We start from the raw sequence: 19762 nt of genomic DNA, 5'->3' as shown, positions 1-19762 counted from the left end.
CATTAGCGGCGCGAACATTCGCGCCGGCTAAACCAGTCGTATTGTACCGGTAGCTACACACCAACGACATGAATGGTGGGCAGATGCTTTTCTGACGGTATATTTTCATGGGTATCTTTCAGGCAAACCCATGCATGGGTGACATCGTCATCTTGCTTTGGCGCTAACGCGCACAGCATGCCAAACACCATTTCCGCATCCGGCATAATCAGGCGCAAAATCAATAGTTCACTGGCGTACAGCGCCTGAAAAAATGCCAGGCGTTGACTTTTATTGTCAGCGGTAAAATCAGCAATATTGAGAAAATGGTGAGTCGGGGATGACCGGTAGAAACGACGTTCGTCTTCGCGCCATAACTCCGCTTCGGTTGCTATCACCTGACGAATACGGTTTTGCAGGCGCCATAAAAAGGCCGGGCTGGACAACTCACTCATAAATATGGGGCCGGCAAGTCGATGTTTTGTCCATGCGACAAACTCTTTTGCCGTATGGGGATGGCTACTGATTCCCGCCAGGCGTGCTTCGGTGACGGTGTTGTCTGCCTGCCGGACATTCTCCAGCAATAAATCTTCCGCAACTTCCGGAGCTGTCAGAAACGGGGAGGCTTTTTCCTTGTGAGAAACCGAACCGATGCGCGCAGTCAGGATCAGTTGCGTCGGCTTTTTGCGTTCAGCCGTAGTCAGGTCAAATCCAAACGGTGAGAGCGTTGGTCTGATAATTATGATTTCGTTGGCATCATGTGGTTGTTGCCAATAATTCACGGTGCGATTGAAGTGTTGCTCAAAGATTCTGCTGTAGTTGCGCATGTGCGCCTCCTGCCACTCTTCTGCATTGAATTCCAGAAATGTATTGAGTAGCTTGCCTGCTGTTAACCCGGCGGTGAGCTGACGAAGCAAGTCAAAACCAGCTTGCCACGCAGGTACGTTAAGCGGTGAAGGATGCTGATCGATTTCAAATGCCCACGGCTGCTGAAAGGTATCCGGCGTACAGTGGGGATAGGTACCGTAGCGACTGAAAAAATTATTCTCTGCCAGGCAATTTTGATACAACCTCGTCATATCAGCTCGTGAAGGGGACGGCGGCTTTCTTTCTGAGCGAAACCACTCGAAGGCGGCGATAGTATGGGTCAGAATATTCAGCTTATCGGCCACCCAACTGATTGAGTCCTTGCCTGGAAATTGCGCCATCTTCACTCCTCTTTTAATGAAGCGATCAAGCGTTGACAAAACGACCTCCCTGCTTTTTAAATCCTGCAATGTGTTGTTGAAGATGTGTGGATCGTAAAGATTGGCCTTGCGCCACAGAAAGACATCCCAGATGGCCGGACTGATATCCACGGGATGCTCCATGCGCTTTTGTAATTGCAAAATCAGATTGGTTCCGTAAGCATGCAGATGCTGCTCGATTTCCATCAAATGATCATCTTCGACGGTAAAGCTGTAAGGGATACCCGCGGTAGCATTTGCCAGTTGTCGAAATTGTTCCGCACTGGCCTTCTGCCTGAGTAACATGGCAGCACTGACATTTCTTTGTTGTTGTATATTCAGTAACGGCAAAAACATGGGTGTCGTTTTTTTCTCTTCTTCGGCCAGAAACCGGTCCATCGTTACACGGAATTGCTGCCTTGCGCTCCTCCCTGGCGCTGGTGCCACTCTCTGCGGCCATTCGCTTATCCCCACTGGCATAACCTGTAACTGACCCGAGGGATCCAGTACGCGATAATGGATATTTTGATAATCATCCTTGCTAAGAATAAAAACAAAATTCCCATTGTGATATTGCAATATATAGGGTTAGTTTTGTGGCGGTAGAATTGCCTGCTGCCGTTTTCTGCACATACGATAATGGCGTCACCACCCCCTGTTCAATCAATGCACTCGCCTGCACAGTTGGCATTAATTGCCAGCGTTCTTCAGCCTGATCATGCTGTTTGCGCCAGGCATCAGACACGTATTGATCAAAAAACTCGGTAGCCGTAATCTCCCCGTTGCGCATGGCGGTGAGATTCAGCTGCAACTCAGTCGCAAGACTAAGCGATTGCCAGATAGTTGCATGTGCATGTTTATCCGCCAGTGGAAATAACGTCGCACGTTGATCCGCAAGGCTGGCAAAAAGTTGATCTTCATCGCCGTTGATAAAACCGATATAACAACAATAACTCATCGGGTCCCACCAGACTCCGGCAAATCCATTTTCCGGCAGGCTGGCAGGCGACAATGTATTGTTGACCGGAGAGCGAGTTCTTAACCTCGCCGCATAGTCCGGATAGTCGGTATAGCCGCTCATCAACCCGCGAATCGCCTGCTCAAAATAATCACCTGAAGACACCATGTCGGGTTTTGGACGTTGCCCGGTTATCCAGCTATTCACATCAGCTTCAGCCGTTAGCTGGATAATACGTTCCGCATCCAGCTGTTCATACAGGCTACTGCTGTCGCGGTAGAAGGCAAAAAATTGCGTTAACCACTGTTGAAAACGCTCTTTTATGGTATTGAATTCTGTCTCATTTTTCGCACGAGCCAATTGTTGTTGAAAGTTTTGCGATCGGGTTTCCAGATAGCGCGTCAGCAGAGTAACCACCCCGCTATTTTCTTTATCCTGTGATGGCGCGGGAGTGACAGTTTTGCGTTTGAATTGCATCTTGCCAATCTGACCGTCGTCAAAACATGCAGCCGTCAATGTCCGGTTAGAGATATGCGCAGGTGTTTGCAAAAACATCCCCGACTCAGGCACCGGCAGGCCCAACGGGAAGATCAGTCCCCCTTGCTGATTCACGATATCGAATCCAACACCTGCTGCGGTGAATTCGCCGGTGCTATTGGCTTCCCGCGCCAGATACCAGGTAAGCTGTAATTCTCCGCGCGCATGTGCTGCCCGGAATTGCTGCTCTTGCTGCGCTGGCATAACCCGAGTCAGTACTTCCTGCTGGTTCTGTATCGCTTTCAAAACTAACTCGCGTAACAGTCGATGCTCCAGTGGCGTCGCATTGTCGAACGTCAATTCTGCCAGCGATGCCATTAACCGTTGGTTGTCATTGATACAGGCAACCAGCGGTGTCAACGTTTTCGCCCCATGTTCAATACAGTGACCAAAGGTCGCAAGCGCATCTTCTGCATGATTATTGCCGGGCATGTTGAACAAGGCCAACCGGCTCAATGCATTCATCGGTACGATTCCGGCATCGCGGATCGCAAGGCTGTAAAGCCGCACCAAATCGCCATGGACGACATTTTCCCAGCCTAGCTGCTGTGCGATTATGGCGCCCAGACAGAGTTGTTGCCCAATCCCCTCGCCTGCTACTGAGTCGATTAACGCCGGATCCACCGCAGCCAGATGCCGGGTAAAGTCCAACTGGTGATGGATTGCCGCGCGAATATACCGTCGAACAGCATTTATCGTTGCGCCCTGCTCGCTCTCCAACAGCATTGCAAACCTACGCATGACAGTATTGACCTGCTCATGCGCAAAACTTCCGTCGCTAAGTTGACGCAGCGTCACATCAGCGCCTGCCAGAGGGGTTTGCAAATAAAAAATGACCTGGGTATAGAGACGTGGAATGGTTGGGTGTTTTAACCGGAAGAGATCACTGAGCAATGCCAGCACCCGGTCGGTGTCCATGACCATGTCAGCGGGTAAATAACGTTGGAATACGCGTAACTGATAATCTACCAGGCGACCATTTTCATTGATGATACTGTTGATCATGGTGATCACGTCATCCGCCAGGACTGAACTCCTGTCAGGCCCACCCAGCGCATAGCCATACAGACGCTCATGAAAAGGAAGGTGGAAAAAACCGATAAACTTCAGTGCCACATTATTTACTTCTTGCTGATACATCAAGGTGTCAGTCATCGCTTGCCATGACTCAAGAAGCTTTCGCGAGGCAGTAAATTCTTCCCTCATTCCTTTATATTCAATCACCGGCATTAATACATCGGGATGACCGCGTTCAACCTGTCTGCGGGAAAGCAAACGTGGCTTACGTTCAGCAATGAAATCATGTTTGATAAAGGTGAAACTGCCATTATCCATGGTGTAATACTGGCAAAACAGCTGATTTTTATGGATACGACAACTCTGCGCGAATGCTTTTTGCACGATAGCGATAAACTCCGCATGCATCTCATCATCATGCATAATTTTAACTTCATGCGCCGCGTCAGCCGTGCTTAATACTTTTTTCCACTCGGCGATCACGATTTTGGTCGCATCGGCCAGGAAAGGCGTCAGATTCTGATAACGCATCTCCGGGGTAAGAAATTCCTGCATATTTGCCAGCCAGGCAGTTTGCGCATCGACACCCAACCAGTCGTCAATAAAATAGTCATTTAATACGCTGACAGTGTATTCAATCCTTGCATATCTTTCATAGAGTATTTTCAATCTATTTTTTATTAGAATGGACTCAGAAATATACTCCGACATCGTAGGCATTTGTGCATCAGGATTTTTTTCGCATAATCATCAACATTATCATTAAAATATGATAAGTTCTCGCAATATAAAGTTATGGTCGCGGGGTTCTCAGCCAATTTATATTTAATACGTGACGCCAGGAAATTAATCACTTCGACATGATAATTTTCCTGTGCAATGCTTTTTTTTGTGTTAACAGTGAACCTTTGCAGATAATAAAAGACCTCCGGCAGAAGCATCCTGACAATACGCTCTCTTGTCGTCACATCGCTTAACTGTGTAAGCACCTCCTGAGTCTTGCTAACCAGGACATATTGCAGAACAAATCGATAATTGTTCTCAAAAGCACAGGAGTTACTTGTCATAATGTCCTTTATGTTTTGCCTTGCGTGCGCGAGCAAGATATTTTGCTCGGGAGTCAGAATGAGATTTCGGATCGTGGTGGGTTTCGCCTTGTCAAAATTCTCTTTCAGATAATCGTAAAAAAAATTGGCATCAATATCCGTACGATTAGGGTTGAGGTTATAATAATTACCTAAATCCAAAACCTGCATGACATACTTTCTCAACTCGGGTGTAAAACTCCTGAAAGCAAACATTGCCAATGGATCATAATCAGCTGCAATAGTCCACCCACCGGCTTTGGCCGCATCGATAACCTGCTCAATGCTGCCCGATTTTAGTTCAGAAAATAAAAGCTCTTTGTACAAACCAGGGTCTTTTTGATGAATTTCAAAGATATTTATCGTTAGATTACTTACCTCAACTGTATCGTTGTAGCAGTGAATCGCCCCACCCGCTGGCAATGGAAACATATAATTTTCAATTTCCAGGCTTCGATTACCCTGTGGTGCAATCCAACGCGAAAATGGATGAAATTTATGCTGCTGATAGAAATCAATTAACTCTCTTTTCGCCAATGTAAAAAACCCTGCAAACCCCTTCCCCTTCAATGCCTCGACCAGGCTGAACAGGTTCGTTCCAAAGGGTTTCAGATTGGTCAGGGGATACATATAACCGGGAAATATACTGACCGCTTCCAGAAGCTTGATAAACCGCTCTTGTTCTAATTGCTTCAACATGGCTTTTGCTGCCTTAAGTTGAGCAATCTCCGATGTTATTTGTGATTCAATCAGTGAGGATACATGTTGCTTACTGCTATGTGGCAAGGTCTGTGCCAGTTTATACGACGAATCAAGCACTTTCTTTTTTGCAAGAATGCTTAGTTTTTGCATGTTAACTTTGGAAATTGCGCGTCCCAACCCCTTGAGGATTTTGAATACAGAACGAGGCAACAAAAGTTCTACTCCGCACGAAAGGAATCTTAATAGATTTTCATAATGATCGATGGGAAGATCATCTACAGATTTTAATAATAAGTTATTCACCGAATCGGCACAGCTTTTAAGTGGAAATTTTTCGACAATGATTCCCAGTGCACCAAGCTGTGCTTCCTTCTCGCCCTGCGTTAATGTGGCTTCATCTACTTTCTGTTTCTGCCAGCTTAAAAAGGCTCTCCTGTTCTCAAGTGCTCTTTCAATGATGAGTGGGATGGCAGTTGCAGCAGGCCCCTGTTGTTTCTCCTCAAACCACGGGATGATTTGCCATGAAGGAGTAATAAATTCACAACCCTTAGACAGGACATATTTTGTCCATCCACTGTAAAATTTGAAGAAATTATTGGCGTCATCGGTCCAGCCCGACCGGGGTTTTTCAACCGTTTCACAGCGATCCCAGTAAGTTCCTCCATCTTTAAAAAAATAGTGTTGATTGAGGATCTCTTCCTGTAGTGTTTGAATATCTCTTGTGGTGTTGATTGGTAGGATAATAATCGGAAATAATTGACCTTTCCTCGCAATTTCGGGATTTAAAAGGAAATATTTTCTTTTCCAGGTTTTAATATTTTCGCCAAAAAATATGACCCCACCCTCAGTTTTTATTCGTTCATTAAAAGCTGCATTACTCAGAACTTCCGGGTTGAGTTTGGATGCCGCCTGGATAAAAAGATATCTTACCATCTGAAAGCGTTTACTATGTCCGTCAACAAGAGAATAAACCATATTCTGGTCAGATAAATAACTTTTAACATCAGCAGTCGTAATATTAAAAGCTTTCGTTATTACCTGCTGATAGTAGTTAATATGTTCATCTTCAAACGTTTTATAGAGTTCCTCATAATCACTCTTTATTTCCGTGCGTAACGGGTGTGGTTTTAAGCTAAAGGCTGTTTTTCCTTCATAAGGATATTTTCGCAACGGGCCAGGTACGGAATTTGGCATAAGATCATAAAGTACTTTTATGCCATCAGGAAAACTCATTATCACACAAAATAAGTCTTTGCACTCGATAATGATGGGGTACTCTGGTTTTCTTAATGGAGTTCTGTGAATCTTAAAAGTTGGCCTCTCAAAATCACTCTCTTTATCAATATCAACCCCCAGGATTTCGTATTTTGATCGGGCAACATCCCGAGCACTTACTGGTTTGGTTCTTTCCAGATTAATATCTAACTCATGGTAATCCTGATAGGGCTTATTGATAACGCGATTATATTTTTGATATTTATTTACTTCTGTAGAATTTTCCGAATCACCAAGGTAAACCTTGACTCTCGCAAGTCTGAATGTCAGTAATTCACCTCGATCCAGAGCCGACTTGAAATCGCCAAACTTGATATATTTATTTTTGGGGTATTCCACCCCCATATCTATCCAGTAGTCATTAAGACTCTTTGAAATGACGGACTCATTTGATAAGCCGTGATTAAGAAATTGAATAAAATCTGGTGCCGGGAAATTAATCACAAACTTAATTATTCTTTCTAACTTTTCTGATTGTGTAGTTTGCAACGCATTTACCATAGCACGTAAAATATAGGAGTGAAGTCCCTGAATTGCTTTGCCAATGGAATCATTTTCTGTACCATTTGCATTATCACGCCATATTTTACTCACTTTCATATTTACAACATTAATAAGCTTTGCCATGTTCAATACATGCCTACTTCCGGGTGGAGTAAGCAAAACTGAAAAAATGTCGATCAACAAATTATTCATTTGCTCACGATCCTGACAGGTAAACTCTGTCACATTCATGGTTGTAATCAATTTTTCCGCATGCTTAACACGCAGATCGATATTTTCATCAAAGATAAACTGACTAAATTCATCAGCCAGCCGAATACCGCTCTGACTGGAATGCAGCAACTTCCTGATCTTTGCGACGACGTCGTAACAGGTGCTATTGGCTGTAGAGTTTAGGTGTAAATCGAGAGCCGGAGGACGATTCCCATAGGACACACTGCCCAGGGGTACATCCCTCTCATTGTCGGTTAATATCAGACCATTATTATTAGCGACTTCCTGTGACGAAAGCAGAAACTGATAGCCCACCATAAGACTGGCACCGACTAACGTCAGTGCCCCCGCTATTGGTACGATGTTCCTGCCGGGCTGGGGTGCATGCAATGCCAGCGCTGCGGTAGTCATTCCGCTCGCCAGCAGAGGTGCATTGACGTCCAACCTGCTACTGGCTGAGGTTGGCGTTACTGAGGCATGCTGTAATTTTTCCTTATATTTAGCTATCTTTTGCCGACGTTTATGCCGAGCCAGCCCTTCCAGGTCAACTATGGTTTCCTGACACAACGGCCTTACCAGATCAAAACCGTCAATAAATTTAATTGTGGCCCCCACAGGGGGGGGCATATCCAGCTGATAGCAGGTATCAACGCATATCTCAATCCTGCACTCATCATTTCAGAGGTAAAAAATTTCGTTTCGATAAAAGCGAAAATAAATTCGCGCAAAACCTCTTCACGGGTGAATCCCGTCGAAGAAGTCGCGTTCGTGCTTTTTTTGAATGCGTTGTTTTCTTCCAGTAGAAGAAGTAATTGATTATATTTTGCCCGATTTTCCTCAAGGGGAACGCACCCTGCAATACCTTCTAACTGAAGAAATGTCTCCACTTCATTTTCAGGAATAAATAATTGCGCCCGTAATTCCCTGCCTTTTTCAGAATGCATCACATTAACTGCAACCTTCAGATCCAGGTGATGTTCATAACCCATTTTACTTCCTCTGAAATCAGCCGCTGTTATCTCTTTCTTTTCTTGTATCGTTGGCAAATAGTCATAAATCAGGCTGGATATTTTATTCCAGGGTGCGTGGGTAATTTTTCTTATCGAACCAACAAGTAAATTATTTCCCTTGAGAACCAGTGACAAGACACTTTGATCGGCATAAAAACCAATACCATTGTAAGCGAAGTAATTATCAGTATTCATTAATGACATTCCTTGTGATTATGAAAACGCGCCTGCGATAATATTCACAAAAAATGTAGTCGTTTATAACGAAAAATAAAGCTGGTGGTGAGTAAATCTATGGCGAGGTACGACGAGATAAATTCCGCCCCCCATCTGGAGCCGGAATTCAACCTGGCGTTCAACGATGTCCTGCCATATCCTGGTTAACCTGCATTTTTCCCCGAAACCAGGAAGCAATGCCCAGCACGGGGCTCATGGTTGCCATAATGCCCGCTTCAGCCCCTATCATGCCAGGTAACACACTGAGGGTCTGACTATCCGCCTGGAAAAACATGACGCCGAGATAGCACATTGCCACCGTTAACGAAGAGCAGATTGCCGTCGCGCCAAAGCAGAAACCAATAAAGGGGCGCCAACTGTAGGTCGGCCAGTGCAGCGCACTGACCTCCACTTGCATGGTTTGATTCACTGCCGCGGCGTTGTTTTCCCTTGAGATGGTTGCACGCGTTTCCATCTCCATCAGTGCTTCCTGATGGCGATAAAGTGCCGCTGTCAGTGCCTGCACCATTGTCGGATTATTCCTCAACATCTTAATCGCCGCTTCATCATGCTTTTCCCCGGTAATGTCCCGAACAGTACTGAGTATCTGCGCGGCATTACCTGCCGCATTTTCATGACCAAGCCATTGCAACACCGCAGGGACAACATTGGCTAACGACATGACCAGGCTCACTGCGTCCATCATTGTGCCCCTCGCAATAAATTCCCCGCGACGCGGTTGGCCCAACCCCGACCAAAATGCGGCCAGTTTTTGAGTGCGGTGTAATAGGTCAGACGGTAGGCATTCAGCCGCAGGATCACCTGGCGGGGGTCAGCCTGATGTGCAGCCTGGAGGGTGAGCGGTCCCATAATGCCATCGGCGTTTACACCGATCGCCAATTGTAACCAACGTACCGGATGCCCACCGTTAAACGCGATATCGAAAATCTGTAAGGCGATGGATGATGGCAAATCATCACAAAGATAACGGTCCCACCACAAACGACGAGCGATGTTTCGCGCCGTTTCTAACGGCAGATGACGCATATCACCGGTGTAACCGTTCTTCCGTGCTACCCGTTCGGTAATACCATAACAGGTCGCGCCACCAGGATCGTTCGGGTGATTTACGTATCCTCCCTCATGGCCCATTAACATCTCAAATGCTTCATTAAATCGATGATTCATCATTCATTCTCCCATAAGGTAATGGCGACCTCGTCGCCTGCGGGAGTGAATATGGGTGTAGGTGCGTTTTTTTATTAGCGGCCTGATTGAGCGTTAATGTCGCAACATGGGATAAGTAAAGAACAGCAGATGAAGCATATTGAGCGCGACATGGAATAAAACGGCAACCCATAACCTGCCACTCCACATCCATGCAAGACCGTAGATTAGCCCAGCCAGGCTGGCAAACACGACCAGCAGGATGCCCCCCGTGATGTGCATCAAACCAAACAATAGCGCAGCGAGCACCAGGGCAAGGAAAGGCGATATCCATCCCGCCAGACGCTGTTGCAGATACCCCCGGAACAGCGCCTCCTCCGCCAGAGAGACAAAGAACACATTGGCAAAGGCAAACTGAATAAGCCACTGTGGCAGATGTCTCTCCGGTTTTAATCCACCAAAATAGACCGCCAGCCATAACAGCGCAGGGACCGACAGTACCAGCCCCAGCCACTGCCAGCGCAGCGCCTGGCGAGAAGGCTGCGAGACAAATAACGACCGCATCACCACTAACAGCACGAAGGGAGTCAACGCCTTATCGAAGTTGTAATACATCGTGAAGGGCACACTTTGCGGTCCGGCAATGACCTGATCGAGGACTTTGACATTATGAAAGCCGGGAATCTGATGGGTCATCAGGGCGATCGCGGCGATGAACATAAGTGCCTCTGCGCCATAGCGCACCAGTTTGTTCTCACCAAAACGAAATGACGTCAGGGCCACCAACAACAATCCAGCGAAAAAAAGCCATGCTTGCCAGTCCAGAACGTGGGTGTATGTCGCGAGAATCACCGTGATAAGCAAAATACCTAAAGCGAACTTTTTATGCGTTTCCAAAAACAGAAGCGCTATTGCCAGCAGTATCCACATTGGCTGTCCTTAGTCTGATTAAGAGTGGTATGTATAAAATTAATGCGGAGATAAAGAGCAATCTCTTCCCCGCTTCTGAGACGGAAATCTCATAGCAGACAAAAAGTATATAGGGATATTCCTAATAGCGTGAAATTACCCTTTTGAGGTACTTCCGCATTGACAACTGGTGTGACATCTTACCAGCACCCTGTAAATTGTCATGAAAGGTGATGAAGATGAACGCCAGGACCTATTACATCCTTATATCCACAGACAGTGATGATGATCACAGGTTAACCAGAAATATCTGCCCGTTCACTACCGGGCAAAAACATGGGATACCGCTGTCTCTTCCTGAACAAAAAACGCTATCCCTGGCAAACACGGCGAGGAATTTGCACGATTCCACCCGGTTGCTTTTCACTTTTGGTCAGCACCGAGAAGCCTGGGCTTTCAGTTCATAACCGGGACAATAAGTATGCATAAATCAACTTTCTATTATCTGGATAATCAGATTCTGCACAGCAAAGAATGTCCCTATGTTCATAAAGGTATCAGCCTATTCCTCGGTTCTGCGTACAGCAACGCACAGGCGATGTCGATTGCAAAGCAACGTAGCAAAAATGTGCGCTACTGCAAGGAATGCTGTACGGGCGACTGGCTCCGAAGCCTTGATGTTGAAGCAAAGTAACCCGAAAATCGCAGCCTGGCGTTACCCTTTCCCACGGAGTGACGGATAAGGAACGCCAGTTTTCTTGCCGAAATTGACTATCTGAACCTGCCCCTGGCTATTTCATTGCCATGATCAAACCCTGAAATATTTATTTGAATCCCCCTGGCTGACCTGAGAAATTTCCAATATAACCGGTAAACAAACTTATTTTTAATAGAAAAATAGTCAATATAATTATCGAATAAACATCGTCAATTTAAACCCTCATATTAATAACCACAAACTTATCAGCAGAAAAATAACCCCCTTTGCCTTACATTAAATTCATACAATTTTCGCCCTGGAAAATAAGGAAAAAACTATGAGTCTCGACACCACTGAAAAAGTAACGGCGGTAAGCCTGAATCGCTGGCGTAAAACGGACACCGTCTGGATGTTAAGTTTATACGGCACTGCGATTGGTGCTGGCGTGTTATTTCTACCAATCAATGCGGGTCTTGGCGGCCTTATACCTTTGATCCTGATGACATTGATCGCCTTCCCAATGACTTTTTACGCGCATCGCGGCATGACGCGCTTTGTTCTCTCTGGCAGTAAACCCGGCGCAAATATCACGGAAGTGGTGCAGGAACATTTTGGTCCTCGCGCAGGCAAAATTATTGCGCTGCTCTACTTTTTCGCTATTTATCCCATTGTGTTGATGTATAGCGTTGCCATCACTAACACCGTTGAAAGTCTGTTGGTTAATCAACTGGGTGTGACTGCGCCTCCCCGCGCACTGTTGGCGTTGTTATTAATCCTCGGCATGATGACCATCGTCCAGTTTGGACAGAACATTATGGTTAAGGCGATGAGCATCCTGGTATACCCGTTCGTGTTGTCTCTGCTGCTAATGGCGATGTATTTGATCCCTCACTGGAATGGTGCCGCACTGGAAACCTTGTCATTCGCATCTTCTGGCAGCGTCATGACTTACCTCTGGCTGGCCATCCCGGTAATGGTGTTCTCATTTAACCACTCCCCCATCATTTCCTCATTTGCCGTGGCGAAGCGCGCAGAATATGGCGAAGAAGCCGAGCAAAAATGTTCCCGCATCCTGGCTTATGCGCACATCATGATGGTTGTCACGGTGATGTTTTTTTTTTCAGCTGCGTGTTGAGCCTGCAACCAGAAAATCTGGCCGAAGCGAAAGCGCAGAACATCTCAATCCTTTCCTATCTGGCTAACCACTTCTCTCTGCCATTTGTCGTCTGGATGGGGCCGATCATTGCCATCGTCGCAATTACTAAATACTTCTTTGGTCATTATCTTGGTGCCGCTGAGGGCTTCAACGCGCTGCTGAACATCAACAGCCAAAAATTCGGCTGGGTGACATCGCTGTTTATGCTGATCACCACCTGGGCCGTCGCCACACTGAATCCGAGCATCCTTGGCATGATTGAAACCCTGGGTGGCCCGGTCATCGCCATGCTGCTGTTTTTACTGCCGATGTATGCCGTCCGCAAAATCCCGGCGATGCACAAATATCGCGGCGCGTTAAGCAATGTTTTTGTCACGGTTATTGGCCTGGTGGCACTGACAGGTATCTGTTTTTCCCTGTTCGCCTGATCGGCCATGCAGTGAGTAAGGTAATCGCATGATCTCGATTCTTGATATGTTTAAAATAGGCATTGGCCCTTCCAGTTCCCACACCATTGGGCCAATGGCAGCGGCAAAACGCTTTGTGACACAGTTGCAACAGGATGGGCAACTTACCGCAGTGACCCATATTGATGTACATCTTTATGGTTCGCTGGCACTGACGGGAAAAGGCCATCAAACTGATAACGCTGTTATTTTGGGGCTGGCGGGTTTCTCCCCGGATAATGTTGATATTGATGCTATCCCGGTATTTCTGACGCAACTGACGAAGACTGGAAAATTACCGCTGGCTGAAACAGCGCACTCGATTTCATTTACCGCACAGGACAATATCCAATTCCACGCCGAAGCGTTGCCGCTGCATGAAAATGGCTTACGGCTTCAGGCCCGACAAGATACCCGCGTGGTGGCGGAGAAAACCTATTTCTCCATCGGCGGTGGATTTGTGCTGGAAGAGTCGGAGATGCGGCAAACGCAGACTGATGCGCCCTATGTCCCGTTCCCTTACACCAGCGCAGCCGATTTACTGGACATCTGCCACAGCCACCATCTCACCATTGCTGAAGTCATGATGCAGAACGAACTGGCCCTGCATCATGCCAGTACCATGACCTCGCATTTACGTAACGTCTGGTCCGTGGCACAACAAGGTATCGAGCGCGGTCTGGCTCAGGATGGCGTTTTGCCGGGACGCTTCCGCGTACCACGGCGCGCGCCGGCGCTACATCGTTTGTTGCAGGGTAGCGAGAGTCAAAAGAACGATCCTTTGCTGACGTTAGACTGGCTTAATTTGTTTGCACTCGCGATCAGTGAAGAAAATGCTTCTGGCGGTCGGGTGGTGACAGCCCCCACCAATGGCGCCTGTGGCATCATCCCGGCGGTACTGGCCTGGTATGATAAATTCGTCAGCCCGGTCGATGACAATATTTTAAGCAACTGGTATCTCACCGCCAGCGCTATCGGTTCACTGTATAAAATGAATGCCTCAATTTCTGGCGCTGAAGTGGGTTGTCAGGGAGAAGTGGGAGTAGCGTGTTCGATGGCCGCCGCCGCACTGGCTGCGGTATGGGGTGGCAGTGCGCAGCAAGTTTGCATTGCAGCAGAGATTGCGATGGAACATAACCTCGGATTGACCTGTGATCCCCTGGCGGGCCAGTTTCAGGTTCCCTGCATTGAGCGCAATGCTATCGCCGCCGTTAAAGCAGTGAATGCAGCCAGGATGGCATTGCGCCGCAGTTCTGCACCGAGTGTCAGTCTGGATAAGGTGATCGCGGCAATGTATCAGACAGGCAAAGATATGCATGCGAACTACCGTGAAACGTCGCAAGGTGGACTGGCCGTCGCGGTAGAAGTTGAAGATCCTAAAATGGTCTCACTGGACCGCTGGTGGTAATATTTTCATCTGGCATTCTGTATCGGCGCGATAAATCGCGCCGATACAAAGACTAACAATCGGTGCGTTGAGCCTTAACGACTTGCAAATGATTGTTATTATCATTAGGTTATTCCCCCAGCATATTCGCCGCTTTTAACGATTGGGTCACCGATCACCAACGAATGTCATCAAACGGATGGGAGATGAACATCAAATGAATCAGAGCTTATACAGGAAAGGAATTCAGGGAATCTCAGCGTTAACTTTTGTGTTTGTCTGTGCCGGAAATAGCTATGCCAGACCGGATATGACACCGTTAGGTCCTAACATTGCTGACAAAGGATCCACCTTTTACCATTTCTCCACCCGCACATTTGATTCCGCTGACGGTAAACGCCATTACAAAGTATGGACAGGTGTGCCAGATAAGCACCCTCCCAAAGCAGGTTTTCCTATTCTCTACATGCTCGATGGCAATGCCGTGATGGACAGACTCTCTGATTCTTTCCTGGAAAAATTATCAGAGGGGTCGCCGCCGGTATTGGTCGTTATTGGCTATCAGACGACGCTGCCTTTTGATCTGCAAGCCCGAACGTATGATTACACACCACCGCATTTTCTCAGTAAATGGGCTACCCACGGGCGACCAGCCGGGGGCAGCACCGGTTTTCGTCATCTTGTCGAAGAGACGATTGCCCCTGCCAGTGAAAAAAATCTGAAGATTAATCCTGCGCAGCGCGGGCTGTGGGGGCATTCGTATGGCGGGTTATTTGTGCTGGATTCCTGGTTATCTTCGAATTTCTTCCGTTCATATTACACGGCCAGCCCTTCGCTGGATCGTGATAACAACGAGATGCTCGCGCAAATCACCGCTACATCCGGGGAGGCGTTCAGTCATAAGAGGCTGGATATAATGGAAGGCGACGGCGATGAGAAAAGACCGCAGGCCAGTGCCACACCAGACAGGCTGCGGGCCTTGCGTGAGGCAGTAGAGACGCTGCGCAGCAATGGCGTTGTCGCAACCTATTCGCTGTTTCCGGGGTTGACGCATGGCGCGATGTTCACGGCGTCTTTTCAGGCAGCGCTTTTGCAGATGTCTGAAGAGAAGTAAGTCTGTACTGGTGGCGCGAACCTCTCCGGTTCGCGCGATAACAATGGTAAAGATCACCGCCCTTCATCCGGTAACCCATCGTAATCAAGTCGCTTTTTATTGCCGTCCATGACCTGGATAACCTGTGGTTTCTGATAACAATCACTGAGTGGCGAACTGCAACGCCGGTTATCGTGATGTGTGACGCCCAACCAGTCACTGAGCAGCCAATAGTTATTACTGGTTGAATATTTGTCTGGAAACACCGTCCCACGGGTATTAGAGGCCGCCACTGGGTTGCTGTACCAGATAAACATCGGGATATCAAAAGCTTGTTTGGTTGGACTGCTGATATCATGATGGTAATAATTTGCGTATTTTTGCGGATCACGTACCAGCCCGTGATCAGAAAAATAGATTAATGAAGACCGCGTACCGGCAAGTAATGAAAACAGACGCCCCAGTTGCTTATCCGTATAAGCAATCGAGTTCAGATAACAATTGTCTTTAACATCGCCTGTGAAGGGGATGGTTTCGCTACGTGGAAAGCGTTCACAGGCAGGTTCATGGCTACCGTAAAAATGCAGCACGATCAGTTTTTTCCCCGGCTCAGGAATCACCTGCGCCAGTTCATCCACCAGACTACTATCAAGCCCTATCTTTTCGTTCCATTTATGGTGCCCGGCGCGTTTTGCCATCGCTGTGATTAAGCTATTACTCTGCCCAACACTTCCCTGATTGCTGAACCAATAGGTATCGAGTTTTAAATCGTTGGCTAATGAGATCACATTGTCAGCCCAGGCAGTCAAAGGTACATTATCGGCAAGAGGCACTTTTGCCAGAGAGGCCGGTACGGAAAGAATGGTTAACGGCGCAGGGGCAATGGCCTGATTAAACAGCAGCATACTACCATGCTGCGCATCAATAAATGGCGTGGTAAGGTAGTCGGAACCATAGATCGCATGATCTTTCCTGCGCGCAGACTCGCCAATCACAATCACATAATTATCGATACCTTTATCTTGCCAACTGTAGTCATAACTGTTTTTCGCCTGCATGACGATGTCGGTCAGCTTCGCGTCGTTGTAGGCACGTACGATGGGGGAAAAATTATATAACGGCGAGTTGACCAATAATCGTTCGGAGATCAGGAAATCCTCGGAACGGGTCTTGCCAGATACCGTATACAAAAAAATCGAGATGCCAGTGTAGAGCAATAATATGATGCCAGACAGTACCAGTTTTCTCTCAGTGACACGCCGGGACAAATAATAAGCAAGCGACACATAAAGCAAGAAAATTATGGCAAACCAGAAAACGTAGCGATAATTATAGTACAGCATATCAATACTTTCTTTCTGGCTGGCATTAATGAACGTTGTGGCCATTACCGCCGAAAAAACGGTGCCGAACTCATAATGGAAATATAATGATGTCACTACCGAGAGTGATAAAACAAAACATAAGGCCAGCGAAAGTAAAACTGTTGATTTCCGTTTAAAAAACCAGGCAGAAATAAGGAAAAGAAGTATGGTCGTCAAATAAATTTTTATCACTGTCCCTGACTTCTGATCAAGTGCAAACAGTGCCGGACATAAGGCCAGCAACCCGACCAGAAAAACCTGTATTTTTTTCACTCTATCGACCTGTAGAAAAATACCTCCCCTGCCTGTGCGGCTTATTCCTGTTTAAAAGCTGGATGATGGGTGGTTTATAGCGATTTTTAGTATGTTGTAACTATTGAAAGCAAACCATAATCATGGTTAAACCAAACATAATCCCCATGATGCAATTACCGCCCAAAAGACCATAAAACCGAAGAACACCAGCCGCCAGGGATTGCTACAGAATTTGCTATACGCTGTTGTAAAGACATCAACACGTATCCATTTTAAATTTTTGCATTGTTTGGAGTGACCCCGAGCCCGTAGACAAATCAGCCCTATAGTTGGAGTGACCCCGAGCCCGTAGACAAATCTGCCCTATAGTTTGAGCACAGGAGGAGTCTATGGGCACAACACGTTTTACCCCTGAGTTTAAAGAAGAAGCCGTCCGCCAGATCACCGAACGGGGCTATTCCGTCGCCGAGGTTTCAGAACGTCTCGGCGTATCGGCACACAGCCTTTATAAATGGGTTCGTTCAGTAAAACCGGATAACAGCGGGCATCAGGCGCAGGATTTGCTCGACGCGAGAACGGAAATCCTGAAGCTGAAAGCGCAGCTTAAACGCACCGAGGAAGAACGGGATATTCTGAAAAAGGCAGCGCGGTACTTTGCAAGGGAGCCCGACTGAAGTACCGCTTCATTAACGATCACCGTGAAATCTGGTCGATCGTAGCAATGTGTCGGGTTCTGAAGGTTGCCCGTGCAGGATTTTACGTCTGGCTTCATCGTCCTGTTACAGCCGGAGAAAAGGATAATCAGCGGCTGCTGGCGTTAATCCGCGACTCTTATGCACTGAGCGGCGGTGTTTACGGTTACCGCAGAGTTCACGGCGATCTTCGTGAAATCGGAGAAGTCTGCAGCAGAAATCGCGTTGCCAGGATCATGAAACAGAACAGGATACAGGCCGTACACGGCTATAAAATCCCCCGGGGCGTCAGGGGAAGACCTTCGCTGATAGCACCTAACCGCGTACAGCGGGAGTTCACGGTCGTGAAACCCAATCAGGTCTGGGTAACGGACATCACCTATATCCGCACCTGGCAGGGCTGGCTCTATCTGGCCGTGGTCATCGACCTCTTTGCCCGCAATGTGGTGGGCTGGTCGATGAAACCGACCCTGTCGCGCGAGCTTGCGCTGGATGCGCTGCTGATGGCCGTGTGGCGGCGCAAGCCTGCGGGCAGCGTTATTGTGCACAGTGACCAGGGCAGTCAGTACGGCAGCGATGACTGGCAGCGGTTCTGCCGGGCCCATAACCTGTCGCCGAGTATGAGCCGTCGCGGCAACTGCCGGGATAATGCGGTAGCAGAATCGTTCTTCAGCTCGCTTAAAAAGGAGCGTATAAGAAAACGGATATACAAAACCCGGGACATGGCCCGGGCGGATATCTTCGATTACATTGAAATGTTCTACAACCGGACCCGGCGGCACAGCCATCTGGGTGGTGTCAGTCCGGAGGCCTTCGAAAAGGCCTCGTCGTGAGGACAGAAACTGTCTACCGGTGCGGGGTCACTCCAGTTATCGCGCCGTTTCCGGAACCTACTTTATCTTAACCCCTTTTACCCCCGTCAATACCTGCTTGATTGCGGCTTCAATCTGCTCCACCGCATCTTTAGGTAAGCGTACAAATTCATAACTGATAGCGCGCTTTTCCGCATTCACTTTACGACGGGCCTGTATATTACGATCGTCAAAATCTGCCAGCTTTTCCGTTACCAAAGCTTTTGCTTTAGGCGGCACCAGGCTGCGCTTAGCCGCACGGAAATGGCCAAGGATCTGATTTTTCTGTTCATCCGCACTATTAACCTGCGGCGGATGCTCACCGATAAGCTTGCGTACTTGTTCCGCCACGTCACCGATCGCTACGCTTTCTGCTCTGGCATTGTCAGTCACATCCAGCAGTAACTGATAGTCTGGTAAAGTCAGTTCCGACACCACCGGGAACAATGCAATCAGCTCTGCCGGAACTGAAGCGGCCTGAAAGGCGCGCGTCACTTTAGCGTTGGAGATCCCTTCCACTTTAGCGATGTCGCTTTTGCTCATGCCGTTCTGATTCATCAGGGTAAAGCGCAAACCCAGCTCACGCAGGTTATGTTCTTTTGCAGTCTGAATGTCGGCCGCCAACTGGCGGGCATCGCTGATATCCAGCTCGTCGTTGGTAACCAGCACTTCAAGGCTGGCACCAGCGAACAGGCAGGCGGCACGGCGGCGGGAACCATCCATGATCTCAATACGATTATCTTTCTGCCGACCAATTGCCGGGAAGAATTGTTGCAAGCCAATGGTACGCGTAATATCCCGCACCGACTCCTCAGTCAGCGTTGCCTGATCGCGCCCGTTGATCCGGGTATCAACATAGGTGCGAGATGCAATGTCGCCATGGGGGATTAGCTGTCGGGTAAAGGTGGCGCTCTTGCCCGATTTCAGGGTGAAGGTGCGCGACGCGTTGTTGCTGTCAATAAAGTTGGCGATAGCCGTCTGGCCCATGGTGCGGCCAATACGTTGAACGGGTTTATGCAT

General features: G+C 47.7%; 13 protein-coding genes and 1 pseudogene. 5 read left to right on the top strand and 9 right to left on the bottom strand.

What is annotated here, in order from left to right; genetic code table 11:
• Window positions 1–53: 53 nt before the first annotated feature.
• The 7 genes from L579_RS16680 to L579_RS16650 form a co-directional block, all read right to left on the bottom strand.
• The gene (locus L579_RS16680) at window positions 54–1604 is read right to left on the bottom strand and encodes a hypothetical protein (RefSeq protein ID WP_021185357.1); all 1551 of its coding nucleotides are present in this window, start codon (window positions 1602–1604) and stop codon (window positions 54–56) included.
• A gap of 142 nt (window positions 1605–1746) precedes the next feature.
• Entirely contained in the window at window positions 1747–4437 is a 2691-nt protein-coding gene (locus L579_RS16675; RefSeq protein WP_021185356.1) for a hypothetical protein, read from the bottom strand.
• The gene (locus tag L579_RS16670) at window positions 4398–8111 is read right to left on the bottom strand and encodes a hypothetical protein (RefSeq protein WP_152521899.1); all 3714 of its coding nucleotides are present in this window, start codon (window positions 8109–8111) and stop codon (window positions 4398–4400) included. Before L579_RS16670 ends, L579_RS16675 begins: the two co-directional genes overlap by 40 nt.
• Window positions 8069–8701, bottom strand: coding sequence for a hypothetical protein (locus L579_RS16665; protein WP_036627021.1), 633 nt, complete (start codon window positions 8699–8701; stop codon window positions 8069–8071). Before L579_RS16665 ends, L579_RS16670 begins: the two co-directional genes overlap by 43 nt.
• Before the next feature lie 160 nt (window positions 8702–8861).
• Window positions 8862–9428, bottom strand: coding sequence for a hypothetical protein (locus L579_RS16660; protein ID WP_152521898.1), 567 nt, complete (start codon window positions 9426–9428; stop codon window positions 8862–8864).
• A complete protein-coding gene (locus L579_RS16655) occupies window positions 9425–9913 on the bottom strand; it encodes a glycoside hydrolase family 108 protein (RefSeq protein WP_200864675.1) in 489 nt (162 codons plus the stop codon). The genes L579_RS16660 and L579_RS16655 overlap by 4 nt, the downstream gene beginning before the upstream one ends.
• 90 nt (window positions 9914–10003) lie before the next feature.
• Entirely contained in the window at window positions 10004–10819 is an 816-nt protein-coding gene (locus tag L579_RS16650; protein ID WP_021185352.1) for a CPBP family intramembrane glutamic endopeptidase, read from the bottom strand.
• A 460-nt stretch (window positions 10820–11279) separates the two neighbouring features.
• Here L579_RS16650 and L579_RS16640 point away from each other — a divergent pair, with 460 nt between their 5' ends.
• From L579_RS16640 to L579_RS16625, 4 genes and pseudogenes are all read left to right on the top strand, one after another.
• Window positions 11280–11492, top strand: coding sequence for a hypothetical protein (locus tag L579_RS16640; RefSeq protein ID WP_021185351.1), 213 nt, complete (start codon window positions 11280–11282; stop codon window positions 11490–11492).
• Between the two features lie 343 nt (window positions 11493–11835).
• A pseudogene (locus tag L579_RS16635) lies at window positions 11836–13082 on the top strand (serine/threonine transporter).
• A 28-nt stretch (window positions 13083–13110) separates the two neighbouring features.
• On the top strand, window positions 13111–14508 hold the full coding sequence (locus L579_RS16630; protein WP_021185350.1) for an L-serine ammonia-lyase: 1398 nt from the start codon (window positions 13111–13113) through the stop codon (window positions 14506–14508).
• Window positions 14509–14704: 196 nt separating this feature from the next.
• Window positions 14705–15601 carry an alpha/beta hydrolase gene (locus tag L579_RS16625; RefSeq protein ID WP_021185349.1) on the top strand — a complete coding sequence of 299 codons (897 nt, stop codon included), beginning with the start codon at window positions 14705–14707 and terminating at the stop codon, window positions 15599–15601.
• 53 nt (window positions 15602–15654) lie between these two features.
• Here L579_RS16625 and L579_RS16620 read toward each other — a convergent pair whose 3' ends face one another.
• Window positions 15655–17217: a phosphoethanolamine transferase gene (locus L579_RS16620; protein ID WP_051337983.1), complete on the bottom strand. Its 1563-nt coding sequence runs from the start codon at window positions 17215–17217 to the stop codon at window positions 15655–15657.
• Between the two features lie 371 nt (window positions 17218–17588).
• Between L579_RS16620 and L579_RS16610 the strand changes: the two genes are divergently transcribed.
• Window positions 17589–18724 (top strand): IS3 family transposase gene (locus tag L579_RS16610; protein ID WP_235056600.1). Its coding sequence is split into 2 segments (ribosomal slippage): window positions 17589–17835 and window positions 17835–18724, totalling 1137 coding nucleotides; the frame shifts between segments, so codons are not numbered across the junction.
• Window positions 18725–18781: 57 nt separating this feature from the next.
• Here L579_RS16610 and L579_RS16605 read toward each other — a convergent pair.
• Entirely contained in the window at window positions 18782–19762 is a 981-nt protein-coding gene (locus L579_RS16605; RefSeq protein ID WP_021185345.1) for a ParB/RepB/Spo0J family partition protein, read from the bottom strand.

The organism is Pantoea sp. AS-PWVM4, assembly GCF_000468095.1.
Classification (GTDB): Bacteria; Pseudomonadota; Gammaproteobacteria; order Enterobacterales; family Enterobacteriaceae; genus Pantoea; species Pantoea phytobeneficialis.
This window is presented reverse-complemented; position numbering and strand designations above follow the sequence as displayed.

Excerpts from the sequence above, each read along its gene's own strand:
- L579_RS16680 (WP_021185357.1), bottom strand. The coding sequence starts at position 1,604 with ATGGACCGGTTTCTGGCCGAAGAAGAGAAAAAAACGACACCCATGTTT.
- L579_RS16675 (WP_021185356.1), bottom strand. The coding sequence starts at position 4,437 with ATGCCTACGATGTCGGAGTATATTTCTGAGTCCATTCTAATAAAAAAT.
- L579_RS16665 (WP_036627021.1), bottom strand. The coding sequence starts at position 8,701 with ATGAATACTGATAATTACTTCGCTTACAATGGTATTGGTTTTTATGCC.
- L579_RS16660 (WP_152521898.1), bottom strand. The coding sequence starts at position 9,428 with ATGATGGACGCAGTGAGCCTGGTCATGTCGTTAGCCAATGTTGTCCCT.
- L579_RS16655 (WP_200864675.1), bottom strand. The coding sequence starts at position 9,913 with ATGATGAATCATCGATTTAATGAAGCATTTGAGATGTTAATGGGCCAT.
- L579_RS16650 (WP_021185352.1), bottom strand. The coding sequence starts at position 10,819 with ATGTGGATACTGCTGGCAATAGCGCTTCTGTTTTTGGAAACGCATAAA.
- L579_RS16640 (WP_021185351.1), top strand. The coding sequence starts at position 11,280 with ATGCATAAATCAACTTTCTATTATCTGGATAATCAGATTCTGCACAGC.
- L579_RS16630 (WP_021185350.1), top strand. The coding sequence starts at position 13,111 with ATGATCTCGATTCTTGATATGTTTAAAATAGGCATTGGCCCTTCCAGT.
- L579_RS16625 (WP_021185349.1), top strand. The coding sequence starts at position 14,705 with ATGAATCAGAGCTTATACAGGAAAGGAATTCAGGGAATCTCAGCGTTA.
- L579_RS16605 (WP_021185345.1), bottom strand. The coding sequence starts at position 19,762 with ATGCATAAACCCGTTCAACGTATTGGCCGCACCATGGGCCAGACGGCT.